28 protein-coding genes are annotated in these 26,499 nt (G+C 66.3%); 18 read left to right on the top strand and 10 right to left on the bottom strand.

Annotated features, from left to right (window positions below):
- From HRL41_RS05710 to gluQRS, 6 genes are all read left to right on the top strand, one after another.
- Positions 1–2,259, top strand: a 2,259-nt coding sequence (locus HRL41_RS05710; protein WP_172135925.1) for a VanW family protein, incomplete at its 5' end; no start/stop codon positions are given.
- Positions 2,249–3,703: a D-alanyl-D-alanine carboxypeptidase family protein gene (locus tag HRL41_RS05705; RefSeq protein ID WP_172135924.1), complete on the top strand. Its 1,455-nt coding sequence runs from the start codon at positions 2,249–2,251 to the stop codon at positions 3,701–3,703. The genes HRL41_RS05710 and HRL41_RS05705, both read left to right, overlap by 11 nt.
- Positions 3,704–3,742: 39 nt before the next feature.
- The gene (locus HRL41_RS05700; RefSeq protein WP_165171748.1) at positions 3,743–4,195 is read left to right on the top strand and encodes an FHA domain-containing protein; all 453 of its coding nucleotides are present in this window, start codon (positions 3,743–3,745) and stop codon (positions 4,193–4,195) included.
- Between the two features lie 90 nt (positions 4,196–4,285).
- Positions 4,286–6,016 (top strand): thiamine pyrophosphate-dependent enzyme, encoded by a 1,731-nt coding sequence (locus HRL41_RS05695; protein ID WP_172135923.1) that lies wholly within the window; start codon positions 4,286–4,288, stop codon positions 6,014–6,016.
- Between the two features lie 11 nt (positions 6,017–6,027).
- Positions 6,028–6,609 carry an indolepyruvate oxidoreductase subunit beta gene (locus HRL41_RS05690; protein ID WP_165054810.1) on the top strand — a complete coding sequence of 194 codons (582 nt, stop codon included), beginning with the start codon at positions 6,028–6,030 and terminating at the stop codon, positions 6,607–6,609.
- Positions 6,610–7,644 (top strand): tRNA glutamyl-Q(34) synthetase GluQRS, encoded by a 1,035-nt coding sequence (gene gluQRS / locus HRL41_RS05685; protein ID WP_371808804.1) that lies wholly within the window; start codon positions 6,610–6,612, stop codon positions 7,642–7,644.
- A 14-nt stretch (positions 7,645–7,658) separates the two neighbouring features.
- On the opposite strand, the gene HRL41_RS05680 is transcribed toward gluQRS, so the two are convergent.
- The gene (locus HRL41_RS05680; protein ID WP_172135927.1) at positions 7,659–8,555 is read right to left on the bottom strand and encodes a prenyltransferase; all 897 of its coding nucleotides are present in this window, start codon (positions 8,553–8,555) and stop codon (positions 7,659–7,661) included.
- A 180-nt stretch (positions 8,556–8,735) separates the two neighbouring features.
- Positions 8,736–9,299: a hypothetical protein gene (locus tag HRL41_RS05675; protein WP_172135922.1), complete on the bottom strand. Its 564-nt coding sequence runs from the start codon at positions 9,297–9,299 to the stop codon at positions 8,736–8,738.
- 457 nt (positions 9,300–9,756) lie between these two features.
- Between HRL41_RS05675 and HRL41_RS05670 the strand changes: the two genes are divergently transcribed.
- Together HRL41_RS05670 and HRL41_RS12430 are read left to right on the top strand one after the other, a co-directional pair.
- The gene (locus HRL41_RS05670) at positions 9,757–11,067 is read left to right on the top strand and encodes a trigger factor (RefSeq protein WP_172135921.1); all 1,311 of its coding nucleotides are present in this window, start codon (positions 9,757–9,759) and stop codon (positions 11,065–11,067) included.
- 307 nt (positions 11,068–11,374) lie between these two features.
- Positions 11,375–11,533, top strand: a complete 159-nt coding sequence (locus HRL41_RS12430; protein WP_172135920.1) for a hypothetical protein — start codon at positions 11,375–11,377, stop codon at positions 11,531–11,533.
- Here HRL41_RS12430 and HRL41_RS05660 read toward each other — a convergent pair.
- Positions 11,517–11,708 carry a TetR/AcrR family transcriptional regulator gene (locus HRL41_RS05660; protein ID WP_256368290.1) on the bottom strand — a complete coding sequence of 64 codons (192 nt, stop codon included), beginning with the start codon at positions 11,706–11,708 and terminating at the stop codon, positions 11,517–11,519. The genes HRL41_RS12430 and HRL41_RS05660 overlap by 17 nt on opposite strands.
- 355 nt (positions 11,709–12,063) lie before the next feature.
- Between HRL41_RS05660 and HRL41_RS05655 the strand changes: the two genes are divergently transcribed.
- Positions 12,064–12,432, top strand: coding sequence for a 3-hydroxyisobutyrate dehydrogenase (locus HRL41_RS05655; protein WP_172135918.1), 369 nt, complete (start codon positions 12,064–12,066; stop codon positions 12,430–12,432).
- Positions 12,433–13,059: 627 nt separating this feature from the next.
- On the opposite strand, the gene HRL41_RS05650 is transcribed toward HRL41_RS05655, so the two are convergent.
- From HRL41_RS05650 to HRL41_RS05640, 3 genes are read right to left on the bottom strand one after another with little or no spacing between them, the layout of a single operon-like run.
- Positions 13,060–13,302 (bottom strand): hypothetical protein, encoded by a 243-nt coding sequence (locus HRL41_RS05650; protein WP_172135917.1) that lies wholly within the window; start codon positions 13,300–13,302, stop codon positions 13,060–13,062.
- Positions 13,292–13,849, bottom strand: coding sequence for a DUF3990 domain-containing protein (locus HRL41_RS05645; RefSeq protein ID WP_172135916.1), 558 nt, complete (start codon positions 13,847–13,849; stop codon positions 13,292–13,294). The genes HRL41_RS05650 and HRL41_RS05645 overlap by 11 nt, the downstream gene beginning before the upstream one ends.
- The gene (locus tag HRL41_RS05640) at positions 13,843–14,067 is read right to left on the bottom strand and encodes a DUF3791 domain-containing protein (protein ID WP_172135915.1); all 225 of its coding nucleotides are present in this window, start codon (positions 14,065–14,067) and stop codon (positions 13,843–13,845) included. Before HRL41_RS05640 ends, HRL41_RS05645 begins: the two co-directional genes overlap by 7 nt.
- 384 nt (positions 14,068–14,451) lie before the next feature.
- Here HRL41_RS05640 and HRL41_RS05635 point away from each other — a divergent pair, with 384 nt between their 5' ends.
- Complete coding sequence (locus HRL41_RS05635; RefSeq protein WP_172135914.1) at positions 14,452–14,916, top strand: low molecular weight protein-tyrosine-phosphatase; 465 nt, start codon at positions 14,452–14,454, stop codon at positions 14,914–14,916.
- 174 nt (positions 14,917–15,090) lie between these two features.
- Entirely contained in the window at positions 15,091–16,113 is a 1,023-nt protein-coding gene (locus HRL41_RS05630) for a helix-turn-helix transcriptional regulator (RefSeq protein WP_172135913.1), read from the top strand.
- Positions 16,114–16,326: 213 nt separating this feature from the next.
- Here HRL41_RS05630 and HRL41_RS05625 read toward each other — a convergent pair whose 3' ends face one another.
- Both HRL41_RS05625 and relB read right to left on the bottom strand, forming a co-directional pair.
- The gene (locus tag HRL41_RS05625; protein WP_172135912.1) at positions 16,327–16,611 is read right to left on the bottom strand and encodes a type II toxin-antitoxin system RelE/ParE family toxin; all 285 of its coding nucleotides are present in this window, start codon (positions 16,609–16,611) and stop codon (positions 16,327–16,329) included.
- The gene (gene relB, locus HRL41_RS05620; protein ID WP_172135911.1) at positions 16,608–16,835 is read right to left on the bottom strand and encodes a type II toxin-antitoxin system RelB family antitoxin; all 228 of its coding nucleotides are present in this window, start codon (positions 16,833–16,835) and stop codon (positions 16,608–16,610) included. Before relB ends, HRL41_RS05625 begins: the two co-directional genes overlap by 4 nt.
- 322 nt (positions 16,836–17,157) lie before the next feature.
- Between relB and HRL41_RS05615 the strand changes: the two genes are divergently transcribed.
- The 3 genes from HRL41_RS05615 to HRL41_RS05605 are packed head-to-tail and all read left to right on the top strand — an operon-like array spanning position 17,158 to position 20,413.
- Positions 17,158–17,922, top strand: coding sequence for a nitrogenase iron protein NifH (locus tag HRL41_RS05615; protein WP_172135910.1), 765 nt, complete (start codon positions 17,158–17,160; stop codon positions 17,920–17,922).
- Positions 17,915–19,174 (top strand): nitrogenase component 1, encoded by a 1,260-nt coding sequence (locus tag HRL41_RS05610; protein ID WP_172135909.1) that lies wholly within the window; start codon positions 17,915–17,917, stop codon positions 19,172–19,174. Before HRL41_RS05615 ends, HRL41_RS05610 begins: the two co-directional genes overlap by 8 nt.
- Before the next feature lie 3 nt (positions 19,175–19,177).
- Positions 19,178–20,413, top strand: coding sequence for a nitrogenase component 1 (locus HRL41_RS05605; RefSeq protein ID WP_172135908.1), 1,236 nt, complete (start codon positions 19,178–19,180; stop codon positions 20,411–20,413).
- A gap of 117 nt (positions 20,414–20,530) precedes the next feature.
- Here the strand turns inward: HRL41_RS05605 and HRL41_RS05600 are convergent, their stop codons facing one another.
- Entirely contained in the window at positions 20,531–21,211 is a 681-nt protein-coding gene (locus tag HRL41_RS05600) for a Crp/Fnr family transcriptional regulator (protein WP_165172520.1), read from the bottom strand.
- 141 nt (positions 21,212–21,352) lie between these two features.
- Here HRL41_RS05600 and HRL41_RS05595 point away from each other — a divergent pair, with 141 nt between their 5' ends.
- The 4 genes from HRL41_RS05595 to HRL41_RS05580 are packed head-to-tail and all read left to right on the top strand — an operon-like array spanning position 21,353 to position 25,548.
- On the top strand, positions 21,353–22,564 hold the full coding sequence (locus HRL41_RS05595; RefSeq protein WP_172135907.1) for a molybdopterin molybdotransferase MoeA: 1,212 nt from the start codon (positions 21,353–21,355) through the stop codon (positions 22,562–22,564).
- A 2-nt stretch (positions 22,565–22,566) separates the two neighbouring features.
- On the top strand, positions 22,567–23,577 hold the full coding sequence (locus HRL41_RS05590) for an iron ABC transporter permease (RefSeq protein ID WP_216662535.1): 1,011 nt from the start codon (positions 22,567–22,569) through the stop codon (positions 23,575–23,577).
- Positions 23,577–24,428 (top strand): ABC transporter ATP-binding protein, encoded by an 852-nt coding sequence (locus HRL41_RS05585; protein WP_172135905.1) that lies wholly within the window; start codon positions 23,577–23,579, stop codon positions 24,426–24,428. Before HRL41_RS05590 ends, HRL41_RS05585 begins: the two co-directional genes overlap by 1 nt.
- Before the next feature lie 28 nt (positions 24,429–24,456).
- Positions 24,457–25,548: an ABC transporter substrate-binding protein gene (locus tag HRL41_RS05580; protein WP_172135904.1), complete on the top strand. Its 1,092-nt coding sequence runs from the start codon at positions 24,457–24,459 to the stop codon at positions 25,546–25,548.
- Between the two features lie 401 nt (positions 25,549–25,949).
- Here the strand turns inward: HRL41_RS05580 and HRL41_RS05575 are convergent, their stop codons facing one another.
- Positions 25,950–26,393, bottom strand: a complete 444-nt coding sequence (locus HRL41_RS05575; RefSeq protein WP_172135903.1) for a hypothetical protein — start codon at positions 26,391–26,393, stop codon at positions 25,950–25,952.
- Between the last annotated feature and the right edge of the window lie 106 nt (positions 26,394–26,499).

Raw genomic sequence — 26,499 nt, 5'->3', positions numbered from 1 at the left:
CAGCCTCGTCGCGCCGCAGGCGAGCACCGTGAGCGCCCTGCTGCCCCTGACCGACCGGGAAGGTCGGCGCAGCCCGCGCGCAAGCCTCGTCCCGCGCGCAAGGAGCAGCCGACGCGCGGAGCGCAGGGCTCGCATGGCCAAGGGCGCGACCGCAGCGCGCAGGGCACCCGCCGGAAGGACCGCGCCCGCCGCGGCGCGCCCGCCGCGGGCATTCCCGTGCAGGTCATCTCATCTTCGCAGTCCGCGGGCGAGCAGAGCCTTCCCGAGCGGGTGCTCGGGCTTCTGGCGGCGGCGCTCCTCGGCCTCATCAAGGTCATCGGACGCGGGCTTTCCCTGCTGCTCTCGCTTGTGCGGCACGTGACGGCGAGAAGCTGCGTCGCGGCGGTGGCGCTCGTGGTGGCGTGCGTGCTCGTGGTGGGCGGCCTCGTGGACGCGGGGCTGACCGGAGGCAAGGTGCACCGCGGCGTCACCATCGGCACCGTCGACGTGTCGGGCATGACGCAGGAGGAGGCCGCCTCCGCGGTGTCGGACGCGTACGCCGGCCGCCTGGCCGCCAACCAGGTCATCATCTTCGCGAACGACGAGGTGGCGAACTCGGTCGACGTCGAGCAGCAGATCGTGCAGGACCAGGCGCGCGCCGAGCAGATATCGTTCGAGGAGGCGCAGAAGAGCAAGTCGCTGTGGGTGCGCTCGGCCCAGTCGCTCAACGCGACGCTGCCCGTCGAGGGCCTCGTGGGCGAGGCGATGGAGGTCGGCCGCGCGGGCCTGGGCCCCATCGACCGCATCCGCGCGCTTGTGGGCGGCTGGAACGTCGACGTGCGCGTGGACATCGGCGCCGACGAGCTCGAGAGCCTCGCGAGCGACATCGACTCGGCCATCGGCGAGCCGCGCCAGGACTTCGACATCGCCTTCGAAGAGGGCGTGGCCAGCGTGGTCGAGGGGCATGACGGCTCCATGGTCAACCGCCAGACGCTCACCGACGAGCTGAACGCGGCGCTCTTGAGCGACGAGGGCGGCGCCCATTCGTTCGTGGCGCGCGTGGAGTACGCGCCGCTGCGCATCGACGAGGCGGGCGCGCAGGCGACCTGCGACGCGGTGAACGCGCTCATCGCCGACGGCGCTGCCTTCTCCACGGGTGACAAGGACTTCTCTGTCGAGCGCGCGGAGCTTGCCCGCTGGGTCGGCACGCGCGTGGAGGGGCAGGAGGGCGCCTATGAGCTCGTGCCCTTCGTCGACCACGCCCTCGCCACGCCGTCGCTCGTGGAGCTTCTGAACGAGAGCGTGTCGGGCTCGGGCGTGGCCGTCGACTTCGACGTCTCGGGCGACGACGTCACCGTCACGCCGCGCGGCGAGGTCACCGCGCCCATGCTCGACGCCGCGCTCAACGCGCTCGACGCCAACCTGTTCGGCCCCTATCGCGAGAAGGGGACGGCCCAGGTGGCGAGCGGGGATGCGGTGCCCGTCGAGACGAAGGCGGTCTCGGGTGCCCTGACCTTCGACGAGGCGGTCGGCTACGGGCTGGTCACCGAGATCTCCTCGTTCACCACGCTCTACACCAACACCGAGTCCACGAGCAACCGCAACCACAACATCCGCCTCGTGTCCGACCTGCTCAACAACTCGGTGACCCAGTCGGACGGCGGCACGTGGTCGTTCAACGACACGGCCGGCAACTGCAACGAGGAGGCGGGCTTCCTGCCGGCGGGCGCCATCTCGGGCGGCGAGTACGTCGACGAGGCGGGCGGCGGCATCTGCCAGGTGGCCACCACCGTGTTCAACGCGGTGTACGAGGGCGGCTTCCCCGTTGACAAGCGCATGAACCACACGCTCTACATGGCGAGCTACCCGGCGGGGCGCGACGCGGCCGTGTCCTATCCCGACCTCGACTTCGTCTGGCGAAACGATACCGATTCCGATGTTTTGCTGCGCACCAGCTACACCGACTCGAGCGTAACCGTTACACTGTACGGAGTTGACCTCGGCTACAGCGTCTCGACGGAGACCGGCGAGTGGGTCGAAGGCGAGGAGTACGACACGCGCGAGGAGGTCGACGACACGCTCCCACCCGGCACGCGATACGTCAAGACCGTGGGGACCGACGGCCTCGAGATCACGGTGCAGCGCACGGTCAAGGCCAAGGACGGCGCGCTGGTGCGGCAGGACTCCTTCTACTCGGTGTACGCCCCCATCGACGAGGTCATCGTGAAGGGCCCTGATGCGCCCGTCGACCAGAACGAGAACGGAAGCCATGCAGCTTAGGACTGATGTGACATACGCCCTTGCCTCGCCCGTCCGCCCGCGCGGGCGCGGGGGAGGCCGCCTGGGTCGCCTGGCGTGCGCGGGCCTGCTGTGCGCGAGCATGGCCATGGGCCCTTGCGCGCTTGCGCTGTCGGACGCGGACGCCGCCTGGGCTGACGTGCGCCGCACTGACGTGATCGCGGGCACCGCCATGGAGCAGCGCGGCGTCGCGGCGGCGGCCTGCCCCTCGATCGACGCCGAGCGGGCCATCGTGGTGGGCGCCGACGGCAAGGTGTACTTCGAGCGCAACGCGAGCGACCCCGCGCAGATCGCCTCCGTCACCAAGGTCATGACCGCGGTGGTGGCGCTCGACGCCGCGCCGCTCGACACGCCGGTCACGGTGAGCGCCCTTGCCGCCGAGGTGGGCGAGTCGAGCGCGCATTTGCAGGAGGGCGACGTCATGCCGCTCGAGGCGGCGCTCAAGGCCCTCATGATCCCCTCGGGCAACGACGCCGCCATCGCCATCGCCGAGAGCGTGGGGAAGGTCATGCTCGGCGGCGGCACTGACGAGGAGGCGCTCGCGGCGTTCGTCGAGGGCATGAACGCCAAGGCCGCCGAGCTCGGCTGCGCCGACTCGGTGTTCACGAACCCGCACGGGCTCGACGACGGCGAGTGGGCGGGCGACCTGCACAGCACCGCGGCCGACGTGGCCAAGATCGCCGCGTGCGCCATGGGCGACGAGACGTTCCGCGGCATCGTGGGCACGGAGGCGGCCACCATCGAGGTGGAGCGCGACGGCGAGAAGGCGAGCGTCGAGCTTGAGAGCACCGACGAGCTGCTCGGCGTCTACGAGGGCGCCTGCGGCATCAAGACCGGCTTCACCGACCTGGCGGGCGCGTGCTTCGCGGGCGCGGCGACGCGGAACGGCGTGGAGCTCTACGCCATCGTGCTGCACTCGAGCTCCGAGGCGCAGCGCTTCGCCGACGCCACCACGCTGTTCGACTGGGTGTACGACAACCGCGTGACGTATGCGCTCGCGCACGCCGCCGAGAGCGTGCCGGTGACGCTTGGCGGCACGCAGGTCGACGCGCCCGTGGTCGCCGAGGTGGCGCATGCCGACTGGCCCGACCGCACGGTGAAGGCGACGTTCGCCGACCCCGCGGCGTCGGTCGAGGTGTTCGCGCTCGACGGCAACGTGAGCGAGTCCTTTGAGTTCGACGAGCCGACGGGCGACGTGAAGGTGGGAGACGTGCTCGGGCGCGCCACCTTCCACCAGGGCAACGAGGTGGTCGCGCAGGTCGACCTCGTGGCGTGCGAGGACGTCGCGGCCCCCGGCGCGCTCGAGGGCATCGGCATCTGGTGGGACCGCTTCATCAAGGGATTCACGGGCGAGCCGACCACGGCTGACTCGGTCGTCCTCAACGACGTATCGCTCATCTACGACAAGCAGGCGCTTGTCGTGTAGGCTGGCCGCAGGCGAGCCTGGGCAGACGGGAAGGTGAACATGACAGAGAGATGTCCGGTGTGCCAGTCGCCGGTGAACCCCGGTGACGCGAGCTGCGCGCAGTGCGGCTTCAAGCTGCTCGGCGCGACGCAGAAGTTCAAGCCGCTCGTGCTCGACGAGCAGGAGCGCGCCTCGGCGAAGCGGGACGCCTGCGAGTGCGTGCTGCGCGTGGTGCGCGGCCCGCAGGTGGGCGTGACGTATCGGCTGAGCCCCGAGGAGCGCGAGCTCACCATCGGGCGCAGCCCGCAGTGTTCGATCTTCTTGAACGACATGACGGTGTCGCGCATGCACGCCACGCTTCGGCGCGAGGGCGACTGCTACGTCATCGCCGACGAGAACTCGTTCAACGGCGTGTGGGTGAACAACCAGAGCGTCGAGGCGAAGGCGCTCCGCTCGGGCGACTTCGTCCAGATCGGGACGTTCTGCCTGCTGTACGAAGAGAGCGCGCTCTAGCCCGGCGCCTCGGGCGCCTGCGGGCGGAGGGCATGGGCAGGGCATGGAAAGGGAAGGAAGAGGGCGCTTCGGCGCCAAGTGAGGTGTGGTATGGAGCTGTTGTCAGGTAACGAGGCTATCGCCCAGGGCGCATGGGAGGCGGGTGCCACGATCGGCGTGGCGTACCCGGGCACTCCCTCCACCGAGACGCTCGAGTGCTTCGGGCGCAAGGAGGGCGTGTACGCCGAGTGGTGCACGAACGAGAAGGTGGCCGTCGAGGTGGGGCTCGGCGCGTCGGCAGCCGGCGCGCGCGTGATCTCCACGATGAAGCACGTCGGCGTGAACGTGGCGGCCGACCCGCTGTTCACCGCGGCGTACACCGGCGTGGGCGGCGGCATGGTCATCCTCGCCGCGGACGACCCGGGCATGTACTCGTCGCAGAACGAGCAGGACTCGCACTACTACGCGCAGGCGGCGCACGTCCCGATGATGGACCCGGCCGACTCCGCCGAGGCGCTCGCGTTCACGCGCGACGCCTTCGAGTTCTCGGAGCGCTTCGACGTGCCGTTCATGATCCGCTCCTCGGTGCGCGTGTCCCACACCAAGACGCCCGTCGAGGTGGGCGAGCGCGCGGCGTTCGAGCCGAAGCCCTACGAGAAGGCGCCGCAGAAGTGGGTCATGATGCCCGCGTTCGCGAAGCCGCGCCGCAAGGTGCAGCTCGAGCGCATCGAGGACCTGCGCGCGTGGGTCGAGGAGTGCCCCTACAACGTCGTGACGAAGGGCGCGGGGAAGGTCGGCGTCATCTGCGCCGGCGCGGCGTACCAGCACGTGGCGGAGGCGCTGCCGGAGGCGTCCGTCCTGAAGCTCGGCGTGACCTGGCCTCTGCCCGCGGGCAAGATCCGCGCCTTCGCCGAGTCGGTCGAGGAGCTCTACGTGGTGGAGGAAGCCTCGGAGTACCTGGCGAGCGGCGTCGCGGCGTGCGGCGTTGACGTGAGGGCGTTCCCGCGCGAGCTGCCGCGCGACGGCGAGCTGTCGCCGGGCCTCGTGCGCGCCGCGTTCGGCTTGGAGGCGCCCGAGCACCTGCCCGCGCGCGACGACCTCCCCGGCCGCCCGCCGGCGCTGTGCCCAGGCTGCCCGCACCGCCTCGTGTTCAAGGAGCTCACGCGCCTGCGCGCCGTGGTCACCGGCGACATCGGGTGCTACACGCTCGGCGCCCTGCCGCCGCTCGCGGCCATGGACACGTGCGTCGACATGGGCGCGTCCGTCTCCATGGCGCACGGCTTCGAGCTGGCCTGGGCGGGCGAGGAGCACCGCCCCGTGGTGGCCGTCATCGGCGACTCCACGTTCGGCCACTCGGGGTTGAGCTCGCTCATCTCAACGGTGTACAACTGCGGCAGCGGCACGGTGTGCATCCTCGACAACCGCACCACGGCCATGACGGGCCGCCAGGGCAACCCCTTCAACGGCGTGACCCTGCAGCAGCGCCCGAGCCGCGAGCTCGACCTCGAGGGCGTCGTGCGCGCGCTCGGCGTCGAGGACGTGCGCGTGGTCGACCCGCATGACATGGCGGCGGTGCGCACGGCGCTCAAGGAGGCCACGTCGGCCGCCGACGAGCTGTCGGTGCTCATCTTCCGCGCGCCGTGCGTCCTGCTCGAGCGCAAGCGCCGTCCCCCGTATGCCGTGAGCGCGGCGTGCACGGGCTGCGGCGTGTGCACGACGCTGGGCTGCCCGGCCATCGCGCGCGACGCCGAGACGGGCACGGCGTCCATTGACGCCGGGTTGTGCATCGGCTGCGGCCAATGCGCCCAGTACTGCCGCTTCGACGCCATCGTCGCAGAGTAGGAGGTTCGTTTATGTCTGCAACAACTGTTTTGCTGTGCGGCGTCGGCGGCCAGGGCACCATCCTTGCGGCCGACCTGCTCGCCCGCGCGGCGCTCGCCGCCGGGCTTGACGTGAAGGTGTCCGAGATCCACGGCATGGCCCAGCGCGGCGGCGCCGTGACCACCGTCGTGCGCTTCGGCGACGAGGTGGCCTCCATGGTGTCCGACCTGGGCTGCGCCGACATCATCGTGTCGTTCGAGACCACCGAGGCGCTGCGCAACCAGGCGCAGCTCAAGGCAGGCGGCTCGCTCGTGGTGAACGACGAGGCCATCAAGTCGCTGCCCGTGCTCACCGGCAAGGCGCAGATGCCGGCGCGTGCGCGCGAGGACCTCGTCGGCCTCGGCGCGCTGCTCATCCCCGCCGAGCGCCTCGCACGCGAGGCGGGAAACGTGAAGGCGTCGAACGTGGTGCTGCTCGGCGCGCTCTCGGCGCGCCTCGACTTCCCCGTGAGCGCGTGGGAGGACACCATCTCGCGCCGCGTGCCGCCGAAGACTGTCGAGGCGAACCTCGCGGCGTTCGCCGCGGGCCGCGCCTTCGTGCTGAACGAGGCGTAGGTGCCCAACAACGCTCACGAAGGGGGTGGGCGCGTCGTCGGGCGCTTCGCCCCCTCGCCGACGGGGCGCATGCACGCGGGCAACATATTCGCCGCGCTCATGGCCTGGCTCGTGGCCAAGTCGCAGGGTGGGGAGATGGTCCTGCGCATCGAGGACCTCGACCGCGAGCGCTCCAAGCCGGAGTACTGCGACGCGGTGCAGCGCGACTTCGAGTCGCTCGGCCTCACGTGGGACGCCGGCCCCTTCTACCAGCACGGGCGCGACGAGGCGTACCGCGCCGCCTTCGACGCGCTCGCCGCGCGCGGCCTGACCTACCCCTGCTTCTGCACGCGCGCCGACCTGCACGCGGCCTCGGCCCCCCACCAGGGGGAGAAGCACGTCTACCCCGGCACGTGCCGAAACCTGACGGACGATGAGCGCGCGGCGCGGCGCGAGCGCCTGGAGGTCGAGGCGCGCGCCACTGGCGCGCCCGCGCGGCAGCCCTCGTGCCGCCTGCGCGTGGACGCGCGCGTGATCGAGGTGGACGACCAGATCCAAGGCCCCTACGTGCAGCAGCTCGACCGCGAGTGCGGCGACTTCCTCGTGCGCCGCTCGGACGGCGCGTTCGCCTACCAGCTCGCGGTGGTGGTCGACGACGCCGCGCAGGGCGTGAGCTCGGTGGTGCGCGGTGTCGACCTCTTATGCTCCACGCCGCAGCAGGTGTACCTGCAGGACCTGCTCGGCCTCCCGCATGCGCGCTACGCGCACGTGCCGCTCTTCGTGGCGCCTGACGGGCGCCGCCTCGCCAAGCGCAACCGCGACGCGGCCCTCGACGAGCTGCTCGCGCGCTTCAAGACGCCGGCGGGCGTGGTGGGGCACGTGGCCTATGCGGCGGGCCTCATCCCCGCTGACGAGCCGACGACGCCCGAGCAGCTGCTCAAGGCGTTTGACCTTGACGCGCTCGCGCGGCGCTGGCGCGGCCAGATCGCCATCGCGTATCCCCCTGACGGCGGGAAGGGCGCGCAAGGCGCTTGCGCGGCGTGCGCTGCCGGCTAGATGCGCGCGGCGCGCTAGATCATGAGCGTCATGCCGCGGCTCGCGAGCACGGCGGCGGCGTAGAACGCCCCGAGCGCCACGTTCAGGCTGCAGATCTGGGCCATGGCCCCGATGCGCGCCGGGTTCGCGAGCGGGTTCGAGCGCAGCGCCTTGGCGATGGGGTAGACGGCGAGCAGCATGAAGGGCATGACGACGAGGCCGCCCGTGAACCAGACGCCGACGATGACGATGACGGCTGCCACCCACGCGTACATGAGCGCGTGGTAGAGCCTCACGGCCCGCGCGCGCCCGAGCAGGACCGCGAGCGTCTTGCGCTGCGCCGCGACGTCCTTCTCGATGTCGCAGGTGTTGTTCGTGAGCATGATGAGGCCGATGCCGATGACGGTGGGGACGGCCCATGCGAGCGCGCGCCAGTCCAGGCTGCCGGTGAGCACCTGGTAGCATGCGAGCGGGATGAGGCCGCCCATCACGAACCCGCTCACGAGCTCGCCGATGGGCAGGTACGAGATGGGCGTCTTGCCGCCCGAGTACAGAAAGACGATGAGCGCGCCCACCAGCGCGATGACAAGCGGGATCCAGCCTGCCTGCACGATGGGGTAGATGCCGAGCGCGAACGCCGCGGCGAGCATGCCGAGGGCGAGGCGCAGGGCAGAGGCGGGGTTCACGTCGTTGTACACGAGGACGGCGTCTGAGGGGTCGACGTTGTCCTCCTCCGAGTCGGTTCCCTTGACGTAGTCGAAGTAGTCGTTGAGCGTGTTCACGGCCGACTGCATGAGGACGCAGATGACGAGCAGCGTGCACGCCATCGTCACCGAGAGCGCGCCCGTCGTGGCGTACGCGCAGGCGCAGGCCACGAGCACGGGCAGGATCGACGCAGGCCAGGTGTGGGGCGCGGCGAGGAGCCACGCCATCTGGGGCGTGAGGCGCGCCTGCGGCTCACGGCCGCGCGGGGCGGGGGCGGACGCGCGCGCAGCCTGCGTCGCAGGGCGGCGCGCGCTCGTGCTCTTCGAGGTGGTTTCGCTCATGAGGGTCGCTTCCTTCGGACAGCAGAGAGCCGCCCGCATAAGCAGGCGGCTCTCACGGGGCGCATGCTAGTTGGTCATGAGGGCGGTGGCGACGTCGTTGCTCGTGGAAGCCGCGGGCTCCCACACGTTGCCGGACTTCGTGTACTCGATGGTGACCGGCTCGGTCTGCGCGACCTCCACGCTGTCGAGCGCGTCCATGATGGTCGAGCCGATGAGGGCGTTGACCTCCTCCTCGCTCATCTTCAAGATGCTCTCGTCCTCCATGATGCCGGTGGCGGCCTCCTCGAGCGCCTTCTCGTAGCCGGAGTAGCTCTTGCAGGTCATGGTGATGACGGCCTCGGCGGTGTCGCCGTCAACCGTGACGCTGTCGATGGTGTAGTCGAAACCCGAGAGGTAGGACTTGATGAACTCGGCGCCGTCGATGCCGTAGTCGGACAGCTCGTCGGCGTCCATGTCGGCGATGAGCGTGTTCACGACCTCGTCGTCGAGCGTCTTGTAGGAGTCGAGCTCGTCGGCGATGGCTTCGCGGATGACCTGCTCGTCGTTGGCTCCGCAGCCGGTGAAGGCGACGAGCGAGAAGGCGAGCAGAGCGCCCAGGGAGATCATGGCGATCAGCTTCTTCATCTTCATGTTGCTTCCCCTTTCGTGCCGCCGTGCGCGGCGGGCCTTGGTTTCCCACGCAGACCATGATAGACCATCTGCCGCTCCTCCCCACGCTGAAAGGGGAAAACGTCGGCCGAAGCGCCCCTTGGCGAACGGTGGCGAAGGCGGGCCGATCCGGTCGGGAAGACGGCGGGCAGGAAGGCGGCGGGACGTGCGCCGCCTGACGCGCACCAGACGGCAGGACGTGCGTCGCCTGACGCGCGCCAGCGCGCCAGACGGTTTCCCCGATATGTGCCACTAGGCAACACACAATGCGAGAATGTCGCGATCTTAAACACGCCCAGTTTTTTGCTGACTACGAAACCCCAGCTCGAAACGGTAGATTTGAGTAAAGCCCCTAAGCGCTGAGGAGCTGCCCCCTTGCGGCGCGCCTCGCGGCGCAAGGGGGCGGTCGGACGGCGTGTCTATACGAAGGGGTGCGGTCATGAAGCCAGAGCACATGAGCCTCGCTGACGCGGGCGATGGGAAGGTTCGCGTCGAGGCGTCGTTCGCCGCAGCGGACGTCAGCAGCGTTTTCGAGGTCGTCAGGCGCATACTGGCCTACACCAACGTCATAGACTCCACGAGCGACGAGGACATCATGACGCTCTTGGTCGAGAAGCTCGGCCAGGACGAGGTCGAGAGCCGCTGCGCGGAGGGCGTGCCGGCCATGCTCGTCTCCTGGATAGTGGACGCGCTCGACTTCGAGACGATCCTCGACCCCGTCATAGTCGACGCGCCCCAGCCGACGCAGGGCGCCCCCTACGCGCTTGCCGTCGAGGTGACGCGCAAGCCGCGCTACGAGCTGTCGTCGTACGAGCCGGTGCGCGTGCAGCTTCCGGAGCAGAAGGTCACTGACGAGGAGGTCGAGGGATACCTCAAGCAGATCGTCTTGGACCACGCCGCGTACGTGGAGACCGAGGAGGATCGGCCCGTGAGGCCGGGCGACAGGGTCAACGTGTCCATCAGCACCCTGAGGGGCGCACAGCCCGTGGAGCACCTGACGTCGCCGAGCCGCTCGTTCGACATAGGGGAGGGGTGGTTCTCCCCGGAGTTCGACGAGAACATCACGGGCATGAGGCGCGGGGAGACGAAGACCTTCGAGTTCCAGGCCCTCGGCCTGCACTCCAAGAACGAGCGCGACACGGAGACGCTGACGTGCACGGTGACGGTCCAATCCCTCGCCGAGTTCACCCCGCCCCAGCTCACCGACGAGTGGGTTGCCCGTCATATCGAGGGCGCGAAGAGCATGGGGGAGCTTCGGGAGGCCATCCGCGCGCGCATGGCGCAGGAGCGCGCGAAGCCTGACGAGGAGGCCCTGCTGCGCCCCGTGGCGCAGGAGCTGTCCCGGCGCCTCGACGCGCCCATCTCCGACGCCCTGTACGAGAAGGTCGTCAACGACCTCATCTACCAGATCAGCGGGCAGGCCGAGCAGAGCAACCTGTCGCTTGACGACTACCTGGCGACGCAGGGCATGGACCGGGAGGCGTTCGGCGCGTTCCTCATGGAGCGGGCGCGCGAGGCCATCCTCGAGGGGTTCGCCCTCGACTCCTACGCGGACCACTTCGGGCTCGACCTTGCCGACGCCGACCTTGACGAGGTGTTCCTCGAGATGACGGGCGGCAGGGTCGCCGCGGCCTCGAGCCTGAGGGAGCAGTACGAAAAGGGCGGGCATATGTACGAGATCCGCGAGAAGGCGCGCCGCCTCAAGGCGAACAAGCACGCCGCGCGACGGGCGGTCCTCGCGCTCGGCTGAGGCGAGCTACCGCGGCTGGCCCCTTGCGGCAGGCGCTCGGCAGGCCAGCCGGCCGCTGTCGGCATGCGCTTCCGGGACGCTCGTCTCCCCGCGTCGCTGCCCCTCGCGCCCTCGGCTGAGACGTGGACAATTCGGGGGTCGGTGTTGCCTAAGGCGGCGCTTTCGGGGCGGTGTCGGGGTAACGAACAGACGGGAGATACTGTTGATGGCGAAGCGCCCCTATCTTCGATACGTTGAAAAGGCGAGGTCAAAGGGCCTCGCGAGAGTTTGAAGGTAATGGAAGAGAAAGAAGAAGGAGGAGAAGGAAATGGCGACAGAGGTCAAACCGATTCTGTGTCACAGCAGTCATGAGCGATGTGGTTTGCTTGCCACTGTTGTGGACGGGCGTCTGACCAAGCTCGAAGGCGATCCGACCTCGCCGAACAACGCAGGGCGCGTATGCGAGCGACTCAAGTACATTCGATGAGGTTGGCCTCCTCGGGCATGATCTCGTATATGCCGTAGTTGAGCAGGTCGAACTTGCTCTCGAAGTGGTTGTAGAACGTCGAGCGGTTCACGTGTGACCGGGCGCAGATGTCCTTCACGCTGATGTTGTCGAAGTGACGCTCCTCTATCAAGGAGAACAACGCATCCCAGAGCATCTTTCGGGTGACCCGGCCGCGAAAGTCGTTCCGATTCGATTCGTCTGCGTCTGCACTCATATATCCCCCTAGCTTGTCAGTTTTCGCTCAGGGCGGCTCTAAGGCGTCATGCCGCGCCCGTTGATTGCGGATCGGGTAAACAAGCTCTTAACGCTATATTAAACTGCAGGTGGGAGTCTGAATAGTAAACAAATAGCCGCAGAGTGTCGGCTTAAAAGACACTGCGGGAAGATCAATCTAGAAGAGCGTCGTTCCCGCTGCTTTGTCGGTCGCGCGGCGCGCTCGACGCGCGTTTGACGTAGAGTTTGCCCGTCGCTATGCTTGACCTGTCTATCGTCGAGCCAAGGAGGCAGCTATGGAGAAGGAACTATTCGATTTTGTGGCCACGCGTGCTGACATCCTCGCGGAGGCCGGCTTGAGCACGCAGGTCACCAAGGATGCGGCGAACGCTTGGAAGACCGCTGTCGCGGCTGACGGCAGCGACGTGGCCGTTGAGGCGGCCACGGCTGAGCTGCTCGACATCTTGGAGGGGCGCCCCACCACCATCGACGGCGTGATCGCCTTTTTGCAGGGACCGGCTGCCGAGATGTTCGGGGCAGAGGTCGCCGAGGCCAAGCTGGCCGAGCAGCTGAAGCGCAAGGAAGAGGGCGCGAAGTACTGCGACTGCGACGCCTGCGCCGCCGCCTCCGAGCTCCTCGCCAAGTTCGGCCGCATCGACCTGTAGCTCCCGACCTGCGCTTGCTCTAAGCGGAGCGCCCAGAGGGCGCGGAGTCGAAGGGTCTGGTCGCGAGGGAGTTGCGCACGCGGGCGCATCATGCTCGGAACCAGATCCTTCGACTCGCTTCGCTCGCTCAGGACGACACGAGGCGCCTTGTGCTCGTGAACTCAGGCACTTCGCTCAGTGACGCGGGGCCCGAGGTGCTTCGTCCGTCGGTCGCCGACAACGTTACCGACAACGGCGCTTTTCCATCCATCTCTCAAGCGATCCCTGAGGCGAATCACCGACAACGACAGATTTCCATCCACCTCCCAAGCGATCTTGGATGCAAAAGGGTCGTTATCGGCGGTTTCTCGGGAAAAGTGGATGCGAAAGCGCCGTTGTCGGTGGTTTTAGGGGCTCGGATCGCCGATAACGGGCGTTTTCCATCCAGCTTTCCAGAATCATGGATGGAAAGTGGACGTTGTCGGTCGCTCGGGCAAAAGCGCCTGCAATCGCCCCGTGCCAGCATCCGCGGCGTCTCGGAGGGCTGAAGCGCTCCGCTCAGGATGACAGGGAGGTGACGTGTCCTTTAGCCCATGAGATAAGTGACCAAGAAGGCTCTCTTTACCAAACGAGGGGCTCTCCTCATTTTCAGGGATTCCTTTCGATTTCGCGTTCCCAAACGCCGCGGAGATAATCGGGGCCTTCCGCCCAAAGGCGGGTCTCGAAGTCGAACAGCATCGAGTAAGCGTTTGAGCTCGCAAACGCCACGAGCAGCTCGTCGAACGCACGGCCCGTTTCAGTGGCGAGGTCCTCCAGCATCATGCGCATGGCCAGGACGGCGCAGGCTTCCATCTGGGAGGGGGAGAGGGGGTCGCCGAAGCTACTCGTCATAGCGGTCGCTCCCCTCGAACATGAGGCAGCGAGCAGCTTTTGGGGTGCGGAAGCAGTACTGGTCAGACAGCCGATTGGGCATGAGGGCTGCAACGGCAAGCTGGTCGGCAGCCTCGGTCCCGGGCTTGCCGAAAGCCTCGGACACATAGAGCTGGAGCGTTCGCGCGGTCTGGTCGTTCGCTACTTTACCCGCGATGACATCGAAGTCTGCGTAGTGGGAAACCAAGCAGGAGAAGAGGTCGTTGCGTCGATTCGCCGCCACGAAGTGGAGCCAGTTTTCATCGGCGTCCTCAAACGCATAGAATTGCAGCAGATTCGGTTCGGTCACCTTGAACATGGAAACATAGCCCCCATGGACTTCTTCACCGGTGTCGGCCTTGTGCTTGCGCACCGAAAGCGCCACGAAGCTACGCGCTTGCTCGTAGTCGGTGGTGAGGTAAAAGCCTTGTCCAAAGTCTCTTCCCGGCGCGCATCGAGCCAGGTCAACATCTTCCACTCGCGCGTAGCTTCCATGGTAGAGGACAAGGCCGTCGGGTAGGGCTAGCATGGCGACGTTCCCTTGCTCCTCAGGTAGCTCTCAACATCAGCGAGGGCGAGGTCATAGCTGCTGAGGTGCAGGATATCGTAAAAGCCGGCCAAGTAGCCGAATACGTCGTGTTGCTGGAAGAGGGCGGCAACTTGGGGGGCGGGCATGTGCCACTTCTTTTCCGCCATGCGCAAAAGCCAGCACTGCATGTCAGCGATGTCGATCTGGCGCGGATTCACAGGGCCACCTCCTTTGGTTGCGAGCGCTTGACTCCATTATAAAGCCGTTCATGGCTTGCGAACATGGGGGCAACTCTGTCGCAGACTCGTCATGGAAGCATTCTATAATGAGACTCAAAGAATAGGGGGTTTGTTCGCACGTCAACGTGTTGGCGCGGACGTTTCTACGAGTGCGCCCTTCGTGTCATCCTGAGCGGAGCGCCCGTAGGGCGCGGAGTCGAAGGATCTGGTCGCAGGTGAGTTGCGCATGCGAGCGCATCATGCTCGGAACCAGATCCTTCGACTCGCTTCGCTCGCCCAGGATGACAAGGGAGAAGGACTTCGCGCGTTCCCAGACGACAGAAAAGGATGCGTGCATGAGGACGGCGAAACCGAAGGAGGACCATGAAGCCGACCAAGATACTGTTCGTCTGCCACGGCAACATCTGCCGCTCGCCGATGGCTGAGTTCGTGATGCGAGACCTGCTTGAGAAGCACGAACTCGCTGACGTGGTGGAGGTGGCCTCAGCCGCCACGAGCTCCGAGGAGCTGGGAAACCCCGTGCACCAGGGCACGCGCCGCAAGCTCGCGAGCGTGGGCATCTCGTGCGCCGGCAAGACGGCACGGCGGATCACCCCGCGCGACTACGCCGACTTCGACCTGCTCATCGGCATGGACGAGGCGAACGTGCGCAACATGCGCCGCCTTTTCGCCGACGACCCCGAGGGCAAGGTGCGCCTTCTGCTCTCGTTCGCCGGAGCGGACCGGCCCATCGCCGACCCCTGGTACACCGGGGACTTCGACGCCACCTACCGCGATGTCCTCGCCGGCTGCACCGGGCTGCTGAAGTATTTGGAAGCGAAAGCGTAGGTTTTTTCCTCATTACATCTCTGACCTGGGCTTTGCAACTGCTGGCTGCGCGGTTTTCGCCTAAAAAGCACGCAGCGGTTGGTGGCGGGCAACCGCAGCGTCGCTTAACTTTGCAGTGGCATTTGCGACGGCATTTGCGATAATCAAAGCTACAGCAAAGAGAAAGGCAATACCGTGAACTTCAGAGACAACCTCGTGCACCTGCGCGCGGTGAACAACATGACCCAGGAGCAGCTCGCCATGCGCTTGGGGGTGAGCCGCCAGTCCGTCGCGAAATGGGAGGCGGGCAAGTCCTATCCCGAAATGGACAAGATGCTGGCGCTCTGCCAGGTGTTCAGCTGCACGCTCGACGAGCTCGTGCAGGGAGACCTCACGGCGCGGGAGGCGGACAGCTCCCTCGCCGTGAGCGGATCGGCGCAGCCGGAGGACGTCTTCGGCTACGACGAGCAGGCGCGCTCCCTCGCCAGCAAGGTGTCCAACGGCGTCATGGCCATCATCCTCGGAGTGGCCCTTTGCACGTTGTTCGGCGCGATAGGGGAGGCGGGCGAGGGGATGGCGCAGCATGTCATCTCGTCGAACGTCTTCGTCTCGCTGAGCGTCCTGCTGCTCTTCGCAGGGATCGCGGCGGGGCTTGCGCTCATCATCCCGGCCGCCATGAGCTATTCGGCTTTCGTGAAGGCCCATCCGTACATCAGCGACTTCTACCGCCCCGAGGACAAGGCCCAGGCGCGGTCGATGTTCTCGCGCGAGCTGATCGGCGGCATATGCTGCATCTTCCTCGGAGTCTGCGTCATGGTGTTCCTCTCCGACACGGGCTACGAGGACATCTTGGGCACGCCCGCCATGCTCTTCCTCATCGCCATCGGCGTGCGCTTCATCGTCCACGGCGGCTTGATGCTCGGACGCACCAACCTGCACGACTACAACAAGAGCGCCGGGGAGTACCTGACGCCGGAGGAGATAGCCTCATCGGATCTGCCCCATGAGCAGAAGCAGCAGATGATATCGGCCCATAAATCCGACAAGCGCGTCGGCGCGATCTGCGGCGCCGTCATGATGCTCGCCACCATCGTGGGACTCGTGCTCCTGTTCACGACACCGCTCCAAGCCTACTTCTGGCTCGCATGGGTCGTGGGCGGGTTGCTCTGCGGCGTCATCGCCGTGCTGATGAAGGGGTTCGACGTCACCATCGGCTAGCCTCGAAGTAGTTCAGGGCAGGATAGACCCGAGCAATCTGCATTTGACGCCTGCCCCGCCGCCTCCGAGCTTCTCGCCAAGCTTGGTAGCATCGAACGGTGACGTGTGAGAGGCCCGCGACGATCGCGGGCCTTGATCTTCTCAGCCGCTATGGGCTTCCAGCGGAAGGGGATCGCATCGCCTGCGGCCCCGCATTGTTTCGCAGCCCAGCGGTCACATCTTCGGCAGGTTGCCGTAGACGCCTTGACGATGGCCTACCCGGACGACTTCAATGATGAGCTCGTCCTCTTCGATGCGCGCAAGCACGCGGTAGCTGCCCACGCGATAGCGCCAGCCCTGAACGGAGCCCTGGATGGCCTTCGAGTTCGGGATGGCCTTTGGGTTGGCGCAGCCTTCCAGGTTATCTTGCACCCACGTGGCTATCATGAGGCGCTGCTTTTTCGGAATGGCCAGAAGCTCCTTGGAAGCGCGCTTCGTCCAGACGACGCGGTAGCTCATGGCGCCATCATGGCCATGCGCATAACCTCGTCCGTCGAATAGCGAACCCCGTCGTCTTCTTCGAGGGCCTGGGCATAGGCTTCGAGGTCGACTGCTTCCTCGACCTTTTCTAGGGCAGCCTCGCGAACGACGTCCGAGAACGTCTTCCCGCAGAAGTCCGCGTAGCTTTGAATCCAGGCCTTCTCCTCAGGTGCGAACCTGACGGCCGTCGCCTCCATTGCCATAGCGAGTCCTTAGAACGTATAACAATGCAGTACATTCTATCGCAGAAAAAGGGGAGAGCCAACAGGACGTTCATATGGCTCATGAGGGAGCGCTTGCCAAGCAAGACGAGGCATGCTCTTGTGAGGACATCTTCTCGTAGCACTTGCTGATTGCTTCGGAGCTCGGCCAACCCATGATGCGGTAGTTGTTGCCGAGCAGCTTCTCGTCCCAAGCCCCGCATGTTGCCGTTGCAACGTCTTTCGGCCTGAGATCAACTATCCTTGTTTGCAGATAGAAAAGAGCGCAGCCTTCGCAAGGCTGCGCGGCGGACGAGGAGGCTTCGTGAGGCGCGTTGCGATCTACGGAAAAGGGGGCATCGGCAAGTCGACCACCACCTGCAACGTGGCGGCGGCCTTGGCCGAACGCGGCCTCACGGTCCTGCAGATAGGATGCGACCCCAAGTCGGACTCGACGCGCCTGCTCATGGGCGGGCAGCGCATCCCGACCGTCCTGGACAGAATGCGCGACGGCGGCGCTGTGGCCTTGGAGGACATCGTGTTCCGATCGGCGTCAGGCGTCTACTGCGCCGAGTCGGGCGGGCCGCTGCCGGGGGTTGGCTGCGCGGGCCGCGGCGTCATCACGGCGTTTCAGCAGCTCGATGCCTTGCACGCCTTCGACGTCGTGCGCCCTGACGTCGTGTTGTACGACGTCTTGGGCGATGTGGTGTGCGGGGGATTCGCCATGCCCCTGCGGAGCGCGTACGCCCGGCATGTCCTCGTCGTCTCCTCAGGCGAGATGATGTCGCTGTATGCGGCAAGCAACATCTTGGCGGCGCTGCGCCACTTCGAGGGCCGTGGCTACGCCGAGTTCGCCGGGCTCGTCGCCAACTGCCGAAACGTCAGGAACGAGGATGAGGCCCTGGCGCGTTTCTGCGAAGAGGAGCAGGTGAGCCTGGTGGCGCGCATCCCTCGGAGCGATGAGGTCCAAGAGTCGGATGAGGCGGGCGCGCTGTGCTTCGAGCGCTTCCGCGACAGCGCCGCCGCCCGCGCATACGGGGACCTGGCCGACTTCATAGCAGCGCTTCCCGAGGCCGTGCCGCATGACTGACCTTCGCTACCGCACGCGCCTGCCGCAGCGCCATCGCGACCGCCTGCGCGTACCTGAGAGCCACACCCTGTTCGTGTGCCCGCCTGCGTGCGGGCGTCGCCATGCGCTGCGCGTCCTGGAGAACGGTGCGTCGGATGACTACTCGTTCTGCTTCCTCAGCCCCTCTGACATCGCCCTCGGTGACTACGAGCGGCGCTTGCCCCTGGTGGTGGCTGACCTTGCCGCGCGCCTTCCTGAGCGTCCGCGCGTCGTGACGCTCGTGTTCAACTGCGTCGACGATTTTCTGGGCACAGACGAGCAAGCGCTCGTGCAGGCGCTTGAGAGGGCCGTGCCGGGCGTCCGCATCGCCGTCACGCGGGTCAACCCGGTGTCAGAAGGAGGGCGGGAGAAGTCATCCGGCATGCAGGGAGGCATATGCGACCTGCTCGAGCCGCAAGAGCGCCACGATGACGCCATCATGGTGGTGGGGCGGTTCGACGACCTTCCGGCAACATCCGAGTTCGTCGCGGTTATGCGCGCGTGGGGCGTGAGCGAGGTGCGCAACGTCGCCACCTGCCGCACCTTCGACGAATACCGGCGCCTTGCATCGAGCGCGCTTGCGCTCTCGGTCTCCTGGATCGGAAGGCGCCAGTGCCTCCAGCTCGAGCAGAGGCTGCGCCTGCCGACGTTGCACTGGCAGACGACCTATGGCGTCGGCCGCATGGCCGCCAACTACGCCGCGCTCGCTCAGGCGCTGCATGCGCGCGGCGTGGTCGACGAAGCTGCCTGCACGTGCCCCGAGGCGTCGTCACATGACCTCAGGCGCGCACGCGAGCGTGCCGAACGCGCGCTCGAGCAGGCACGCAAGGCGGTAGGGGAACGACCCGTCGCCGTTGACTCCCTTGCGACGCACAAGCCGCATGCGCTGGCGCAGTCGCTTGCTGACGCGGGGTTTCACGTCATCGCGGTCGTGGCCCCGCACGCCAAGGCGTCCCAGCGTGAGGGAGCGCGCGAGCTTGCGCGGACGCATCCTGAGATCATGCAGCTGGACAGCGCCTTTGGGCTGAACGCGGGCGCCCTGGGCGGCGCGGAGGGGCTTCTGGCCGTCGGCGCCGACGCGGCGGCGTGCTTCGGAGCGCATGCCGCGGTGGACATGTTCCATGACGAGGGATGCTTCGGCTTCGACGGCGTGGCGCGCTTCTACGAAGCGCTGGCGCGCGCGGCGCGGCATGGGCGCTCATCGGTCAGGGGCGACGCGGAAGGTCTGGTGTGAGCCATGCAGCTGTCGCGCTTCCTCCCGCCCTTCGCCTCTGACTACTCAGGCGCCGCGAGCGTCCTTTCCGGCTGCGACGCGCAGCTGGTCTTCGTCGACCCGGGATGTTGCTCGTACAGCTTCCTCGAGGCCGAGGGCGTGCGCCTCGACGATGCGGAGCGTCCGGTGCTTTCCGCGCAGCTGCGCACCGTCGACACCGTGCTGGGCGTTGACGAGGCGCTGGCATGCCAGGTCGGCGCCATGCTGAGACGCTCGCGCCCCCGCTTGGCCGCGCTGTTGGGAACCCCCGTCCCCTCGCTGGTGGGCATGGATCTTCCCGGGTTGGCGCGCCAGGTTGCAAGCGAGGCCGGTGTTCCGGTCGTCGGCATCGAGACTGACGGGTTCGCCAGCTATGACGTCGGCATCAAGCGGGCGTACGAAGCCGCCCTGCGTCTCGAGCCCGCCGCGCCGCCGCAGCATGATCGCGGCGGCTGCCACGCGAGCGCGGAGGCAGGCCGGCAGGCGGGCGCGGGCGACCGTCCTGCACGCGAGGCCTCAAAGCCGCGCGCCGCCCTCGTGGGGTTCAACCCGTTCGACTTCGGAAGCTGCGAGGCCGTACGCGCCGCGATGCGCTTCGTCGAGGACGGCGGGTGGACGCCGGCGCTGCCCTTCGGCGCCGAGCATGCGAAAACCGACGACCTTGCCAGCTGCAAGGTCGCGCTCGTCGGCTCGGAATCGGGCCTCGAGCTCGCCCGTGAGCTCGAGGCGCGCTTCGGCATCCCCTCCCTGTGCTGGTCGCCGGCATGCTTCGACCATGGCATGGACGAGCTGGCGGCGATCGCCGCGAAGGGGGATTCCTGCGCGCTCCTCGCGGCAAACGCATGCGGCGGCTCGGGCGCGCGCGTGCTGGTGGTGGCCGAGCAGATCTCCGCCCATGCGCTGTCGCATGAGGTTGCGCGGCGAGCATGCGGTGCCTCGGTTGCGGCGGCTTCGTTCTTCACCGACCAGCGCGCAACGCAACGGCTGGGCACAATCGAGCTCGACTCCGAGGAGCGCCTGGCGGCGCTCTTGGCGCAGGGCGCCTACGACGTCCTGGTGGCTGACCCGCTGCTCTTCAGGCTCCCCGAGGCGCGTGACATGGTGACGGTCCCTTGGCCTCATCGGGCGGTCTCCGGGAAGCTGTTCGATCAGCACGGCGACATGGGCAGGTGGGAGGACGTGATCGCGCGGACGATCGAGGCGTGCGCGCGCGTGGCCTGACCCGCCGCTGCCTGAAACGCTGCCGGAGTCACGGCCGGAAGCACCGCCGGAGTCGCTGCCGCAAGCCCGCTTCGCCGCGTCGCCTTCGGCGCTCAACGGCTCAGCGCGCTCTGCCCCTCATTCGCCGAGCAGCGTGAACTCGTTGCGCTCGCAGGCGATGAGCCCTTCCCTCCGCATCTTGCCGAGCTCGCGGGAGAGGGCGGTCCGCTCGACGAAGAGGTAGTCGGCGAGCTGCTGGCGGTCGAAGTCGATGGTGAAGGAGCGAGATCCCGCCTTCTCGGCCTGCTCAGCCAGAAACGACGTGATCTTGCCGCGCACCGAGCGCTCTGACAGCACGCAGATCCTCCGCGCCATCTGCTCGTTCATCTGCATGATGGCCTTGGTCGCGTTCTCTTGCACGATGTCGGCGTAATGGCGGCATCGCTCGCAGCCGGTCACCCTCACGTCCATGCTGAAGCTCACTACCACGCAATCCCGCGTGGCCACCACGTCGAGCGGAGCTATAGCAACGCCGCTTGTCAGCGCATCTCCGGCGATGATGGATCCCGGGGCGTACTCGCTGATGATCGAGCGATTCCCCTCGCGGTCAACCCATACGTTCGCAGCGCATCCCCGCGCAAGCACGCCCGCCGTGCGCCGATTGTCGCCGCTGTGGAATATGGTCTCGTCCTTCGCGTAGCAGCGCTGCTGAGCCTTGAGGCAGATGAGGACCTGCTTGAGCTTCTCGGCGGGAATTCCCTCGAAGAGCGGAAGGCGCGCAAGCGCCTCGTGGTCGATCGTGGTCGGATGATGCTGCATTGCGTGCTGCTCCTTCGGCGGAACCCAACGGTTCGTCTTGCGAGATACGTTCATGTTGCCATGGCAACTTATTATTCTTGAATAACTATTATTCTAATATATGTATTGATTAAGGACAACGTACGGAGGGGGAGAGCTGCCGTGAGGTTCGATGTCGAGAAAGCGCTCACGCGTCCCGAGGCCGTCTGCGCGCTGACGAGCCGCTGGAAGGTGCCCGCTGAGACGGAGCTGATAGGGCTCGAAGAAGCTTTCGGGCGCGTTGCTGCCCGGGAGTACCGCGCGCAGTGGAATGCGCCCGTGCATCGCGTGTCGGCTTTTGACGGGATAGCCGTCAGGTCGGCGGACTTCGCGGGCGGCATGCCTGATGCGTCATCGTGGAAGCTGGGCGTTGACTTCGCGCGCGCCGACACGGGAGATGACTTCCCCGACGAGTTTGACGCGGTGATCGCCATCGAGAAGGTGGGGGCCTTGCCGGACGGGACCCTCTCGCTCGCCGACGTCAAGGGAGTCGAGCCGGGTGATGGCGTTCGCGCCGCAGGGTCCCAGCTTGCGGAAGGCGAGCTCCTCTGCGCTGAGGGAACCGTGCTGCGTCCCGAGGACGTAGCGCTGCTCGCCGCCGCCGGCTTTGACGCGGTGGAGGTGAGGCGCAAGCTGCGCATCGGCTACCTTCCCACGGGAAGCGAGCTCGTGGCAGTGGGCACGCGACCCGCCCGCGGCAAGACCATTCAAAGCAACGGTCTCATGATCAGGGGGTTCGTGCAGCAATGGGGCGCCTGCCTCGTCGAGCACCCCATCGTCGCCGACGACGAGGCGCTCCTCGGCGCAGCGATCGACGAGCTTGTGGCGGACTGCGACATCGTCCTGGTGAACGGCGGCTCCTCGCGCGGCTCCGAGGACTTCTGCGCCCAGCTTCTGCAGGAGCGCGCCTCGTACTTCTCGCATGGCATCAAGGCGGTTCCCGGGCGCCCCGTGGGCCTTGCCGTCATCGACGGAAAGCCGGCGCTCAACGTTCCCGGCCCCATGATGGCCGCATGGCTGGCCTGCGACTGGCTCCTCCAGGCGCTCATATGCTTCTACCAGGGCCAGGAGGTGCCTCAGCGCATGACGCGAGACGCCGTGCTCGACGTCCCGCTCGCGGCGCGCCCGCAGCTCGAGTATCTGGTTCGCCTGGTTGCCGAGGAGCGTGACGGCAGGCTGCATGTCGGCGTGCCCTCCCGCGCGACGTCGCTCGCCCAGAACGTGCGGGCAGTCAACGCCTGGTGCGCCCTGGCGCCGGGAAGCAGCCTTGCGGCGGGAAGCGAGCTTGCGGTGGAGATGCTGGGCACCTCGGCGCAAGGGAGGGCGAGCCGATGAGGATGCGCGATCGGCGTTTCTGGGTGAAGATGGGCCTCTTGGCGGCGACGCTGGTCGTCGTCTACCTGTGCTCGTTCGTCATCGGCAGCGTCGACGCGTCTGTGTCGCTCGTGGTCGACGTCCTGCTCTCGCGCCTGACGGGGATCGAGCCGTATTGGTCTGCCGTGACCGACCAGATCATGCTCGGCGTCCGCTTTCCGCAGATCACGCTCTCGGTGTTGATCGGCGGTGCGCTGGCGGTGTCGGGGGCGTCGTATCAGACGGTGTTCAAGAACCCCATGGTGTCCTCGGACATCTTGGGAGTGTCGGCAGGCGCGGGCTTCGGCGCGGCGCTCGCCATGCTCAACGGGTGCACCTGGTGGCAGATCCAGCTCGCCGCCTTCGTCGGCGGCTCGGTGGCCGTGCTGCTCGCCTACGTCATCGGCGCGGTGCTGGGCCGGCAGAACCTCACGGTGCTCGTGCTGGCGGGCGTGGTGACGTCCAGCTTCTTCCAAGCGCTCATCTCCATCGTGAAGACGGTGGCCGATACTGACAGCGTGCTTCCGTCGATCACGTTTTGGCTGATGGGGAGCTTGAACAAAGGGGACAACGCCGACCTTGTCCTCATGTTGCCCGCCGTCGTGCTGTCGCTGGCCCTGCTGTTCGCGTTTCGCAACAAGATCGACGTCCTGGCCGCGGGGGAGGACGAGGCGCGGTCCATGGGGGTCAACGTCAACGTGGTCAAGGGCGTCGTCATCGTGGCCTCCACCCTCATGACCGCATGCGCGGTCTCCGTTGCGGGCATCATCGGCTGGATCGGCATGGTGGTTCCCCATATCGCCCGCACGATAACGGGCGCGTCGTTCTCCAAGCTGCTGGGAAGCTCGTTTCTCGCCGGCGGCATCTTCTTGCTGCTCATCGACGACATAGTGCGCTCCTCGTTCTCCGATTTGCCCCTAGGCGTGCTCACGGCGCTCATCGGCACGCCGATGTTCGTGTTCCTCCTCATCCGCACGCGGAAGGAGTGGGTGTGATGCTCGACGTCAGCAACTTGAGGTTCTCGTATCGTCGGGGCAGGGAAGTGCTGAAGGGCGTCAGCTTCAGCATTGACCGTGGCGAGATACTGTGCCTTCTGGGGTCGAACGGAACGGGGAAGACGACGCTTCTGCGCTGCCTGCTCGGGTTTGAGAAGCCGGATGGCGGGCGCATCCTCGTTGACGGCGAGGACGTGACGAGGATGCGCCTCGAGAGGCGCGCCCGCTACCTGGCCTACGTGCCGCAGTCGACGAGCATCGCGTTTCCCTACACGGCGCGCGAGGTGGTGCTCATGGGGCGCGTGGCGCATCTTGCAACTGGCGCCAGCCATACGGCGCGCGACATGCAGGTGGTTGACGAGGCCATGGAGCGCCTGCAGATAGCGCACTTGGCTGAGTGCCGCTACCAGGAGATGTCGGGAGGGGAGCGCCAGATGGTGCTCGTCGCGCGGGCGCTCGCCCAAGACGCGCGGCTGCTGGTCATGGATGAGCCCACCGCCAACCTCGACTACCACAACCAGGTCAAGATCCTCACGGCCCTCAAGTACCTGGCAGGGCAGGGCCTGGGCATCCTCATGACCTCGCACTACCCCGACCATGCCTTCCTGGCGTGCACGAAGGCGGCGCTGATGAAGGGCGGCGCGCTCGTCGACGTCGGCCCGCCCGACGACATTGTGACCAGCGAGTCGTTGACCAACCTGTACGACACGCCGGTTCACGTGGGCGGAACGTTCGTGGGAGGCCTCGTGGTCAAGACGTGCATCCCCCTGCTTGACGAGACGGTCTACGCCCGCGTGCAAGCTGATGCCGAAGGAAGCCAAGAGCTCGATGCGAGCTTTGAAAGGGCTTGAAAGACAGAAGAGAAAGGACTTCGAAGCTATGGCAAAACGAAACATGCGAAAGGTCGCCGGCACGGCGCTCTCGATGCTGCTGGCAGCAGCGCTCGCGTGCCTTGCGCTCGCCGGCTGCGCGTCAAGTGAGCCGGGGACGGCGGGCGAGAGCAGCAGCTCGGCCGCTGAGGCTCCGACGACGCGCATCGTCACCGACATGGCGAACAGGACGGTTGAGATTCCCGCTGAAGTTGACAGCATCGCCACGTTCGGGTCGGTAGGGGTGCTGAACGCCTTCGTCGAGTGCATGGGCAAAGGCGATGCGATCGTGAACGAGATGCCGGCGAACTTCACGAAGAACGACAAGTGGGCCATGCAGTACAAGTTCGCGCCGCAGATCAAAGAAGGGGAGGTGCTTGAGACGGCCGACGGCGTCGACATCGAGAAGACGCTCACCGTGAACCCCGACCTCTGCATCACCATGACCGAGGAGACGGCGCAGCAGCTGGAGGAAAACGGACTCGCCTGCATCGTCTTGAAATGGAACGACGTCGAGGACGTGAAGGAGGCCGTCACCTTGATGGGGGAGGCTCTCAACGTCCCCGATCGCGCACAGGACTACAACGACTACTTTGACACGATGGTCGGCAAGGCGGAGTCGCTGACCAGCGGGCTTGCCGAGGCTGATCGCATCAAGACGCTCTACGGAGACGTCACGTCGCTGACGAACCCCCACATCATCTCCGAGTGGTGGATCGACGCTGCGGGCGGGGACAGCGTGACGAAGGAGGCCCACGTCAAGAACTCGCTGGAATACACCATGGAGGACCTGCTCAGCTGGCAGCCCGAGGTCATCTTCTCGTCGAACGTGAAGGTGGGCGACATCCTCGCTGACGCTAACCTGCAGAACATCCCCGCTATCCAAGACGAGCGCGTGTACGCCGTCCCGACGGTGGCGCATGTGTGGGGCAACCGCACGGTCGAGCAGCCGCTCACCGTCATGTGGGCGATGAACAAGCTGTACCCCGACTTGTACTCCGAAGCTGAGCTCGCTGAGGACATCACGTACTTCTACGAGCACTTCTTCGGCTACAAGATGTCCGAAGACGAGGTGAACGGCATCATCAACTACGGCGCCTAGCGTCTAGGTCTACTTAAAGAAGCTCAGGGCAGAGCGCGCTCAAACAGAACAGTCTGATCGCGCTTGGGCAAGTTAGGGTCAACCAAGGCGAATCAAGGCAAGGTTGACCCGAACAAGGCGAGCCCTCTTCAACTGGCCCCCGGCATCGTGCCTCACTCCCTCCGAGGCGCGGCGTCGGGGGCCTCGTTTGACGCATGATCCGCCCGCCAGGTAGTACTCCTTCCCAAACGGAATAAAACTTGGAAGGGCAGCTTCTTCCTCCATATGATAAGTACTTATTGCATTACTTTACATAACATATGTTATCAATAATTTGTATCATACGCAGGTAGTGATCCAGGGGCTGCTTGTGGGCTGGGAATCTCGCCTTGCTCGCATAGCCCTCGCAGGGGCGTTTAAAGTTAGCCCCAGATCGAGGAGGTTTCTGCGGGAGGCGTCTGCTGGCCGGGCATGTTGCCGAAGTCGAACATCGTCGAGAGATCGCCCGAGCTGACGGCCTCGATGATGCTCGGCATCATGATGACCAGGTAGATCGCGTTGAACACGAGCGCCACGGCGCTGACGGCCAAGGCCACGAGGGCCTGTCGCTGGATCGCGCGGGCTGTGGCGTCTATGGACTCCTCGGAGCTGATGACACCGCGCACCTTCACGTACGCGATGATGGAGCACGCAAGTGCGATCGAGCTGACCAGCACGCCGCCGAGCAGCATGGAGACTGGGCCTGCGATGATGCCGAAGGTGACGAGCGACTGGGCTGACTTGAGCTGCGCCGTTCTTCCAAGCGTCGGCGGCTGCATCGGGTTTTCGCCTGCCTGGTTGTCCTCTTTGCGCTGGTTTTCGTCCACAGGTGTTCTCTTTTCTGAAAAGTAAGCTTCTGACCTGGTGTTTTATCTACGAGGCGCTGAGAGCCGCTCTAAGGCCCCGTTTTGCCTTCCCCTGACCTCTGAGTCG

It is taken from the genome of Adlercreutzia sp. ZJ473, assembly GCF_013185065.1.
In the GTDB taxonomy this organism is placed as follows: Bacteria; Actinomycetota; Coriobacteriia; order Coriobacteriales; family Eggerthellaceae; genus CAAEEV01.
The sequence above is the reverse complement of the archived record's forward strand: the minus strand, read 5'-3'. Positions and strand labels throughout refer to the sequence as shown.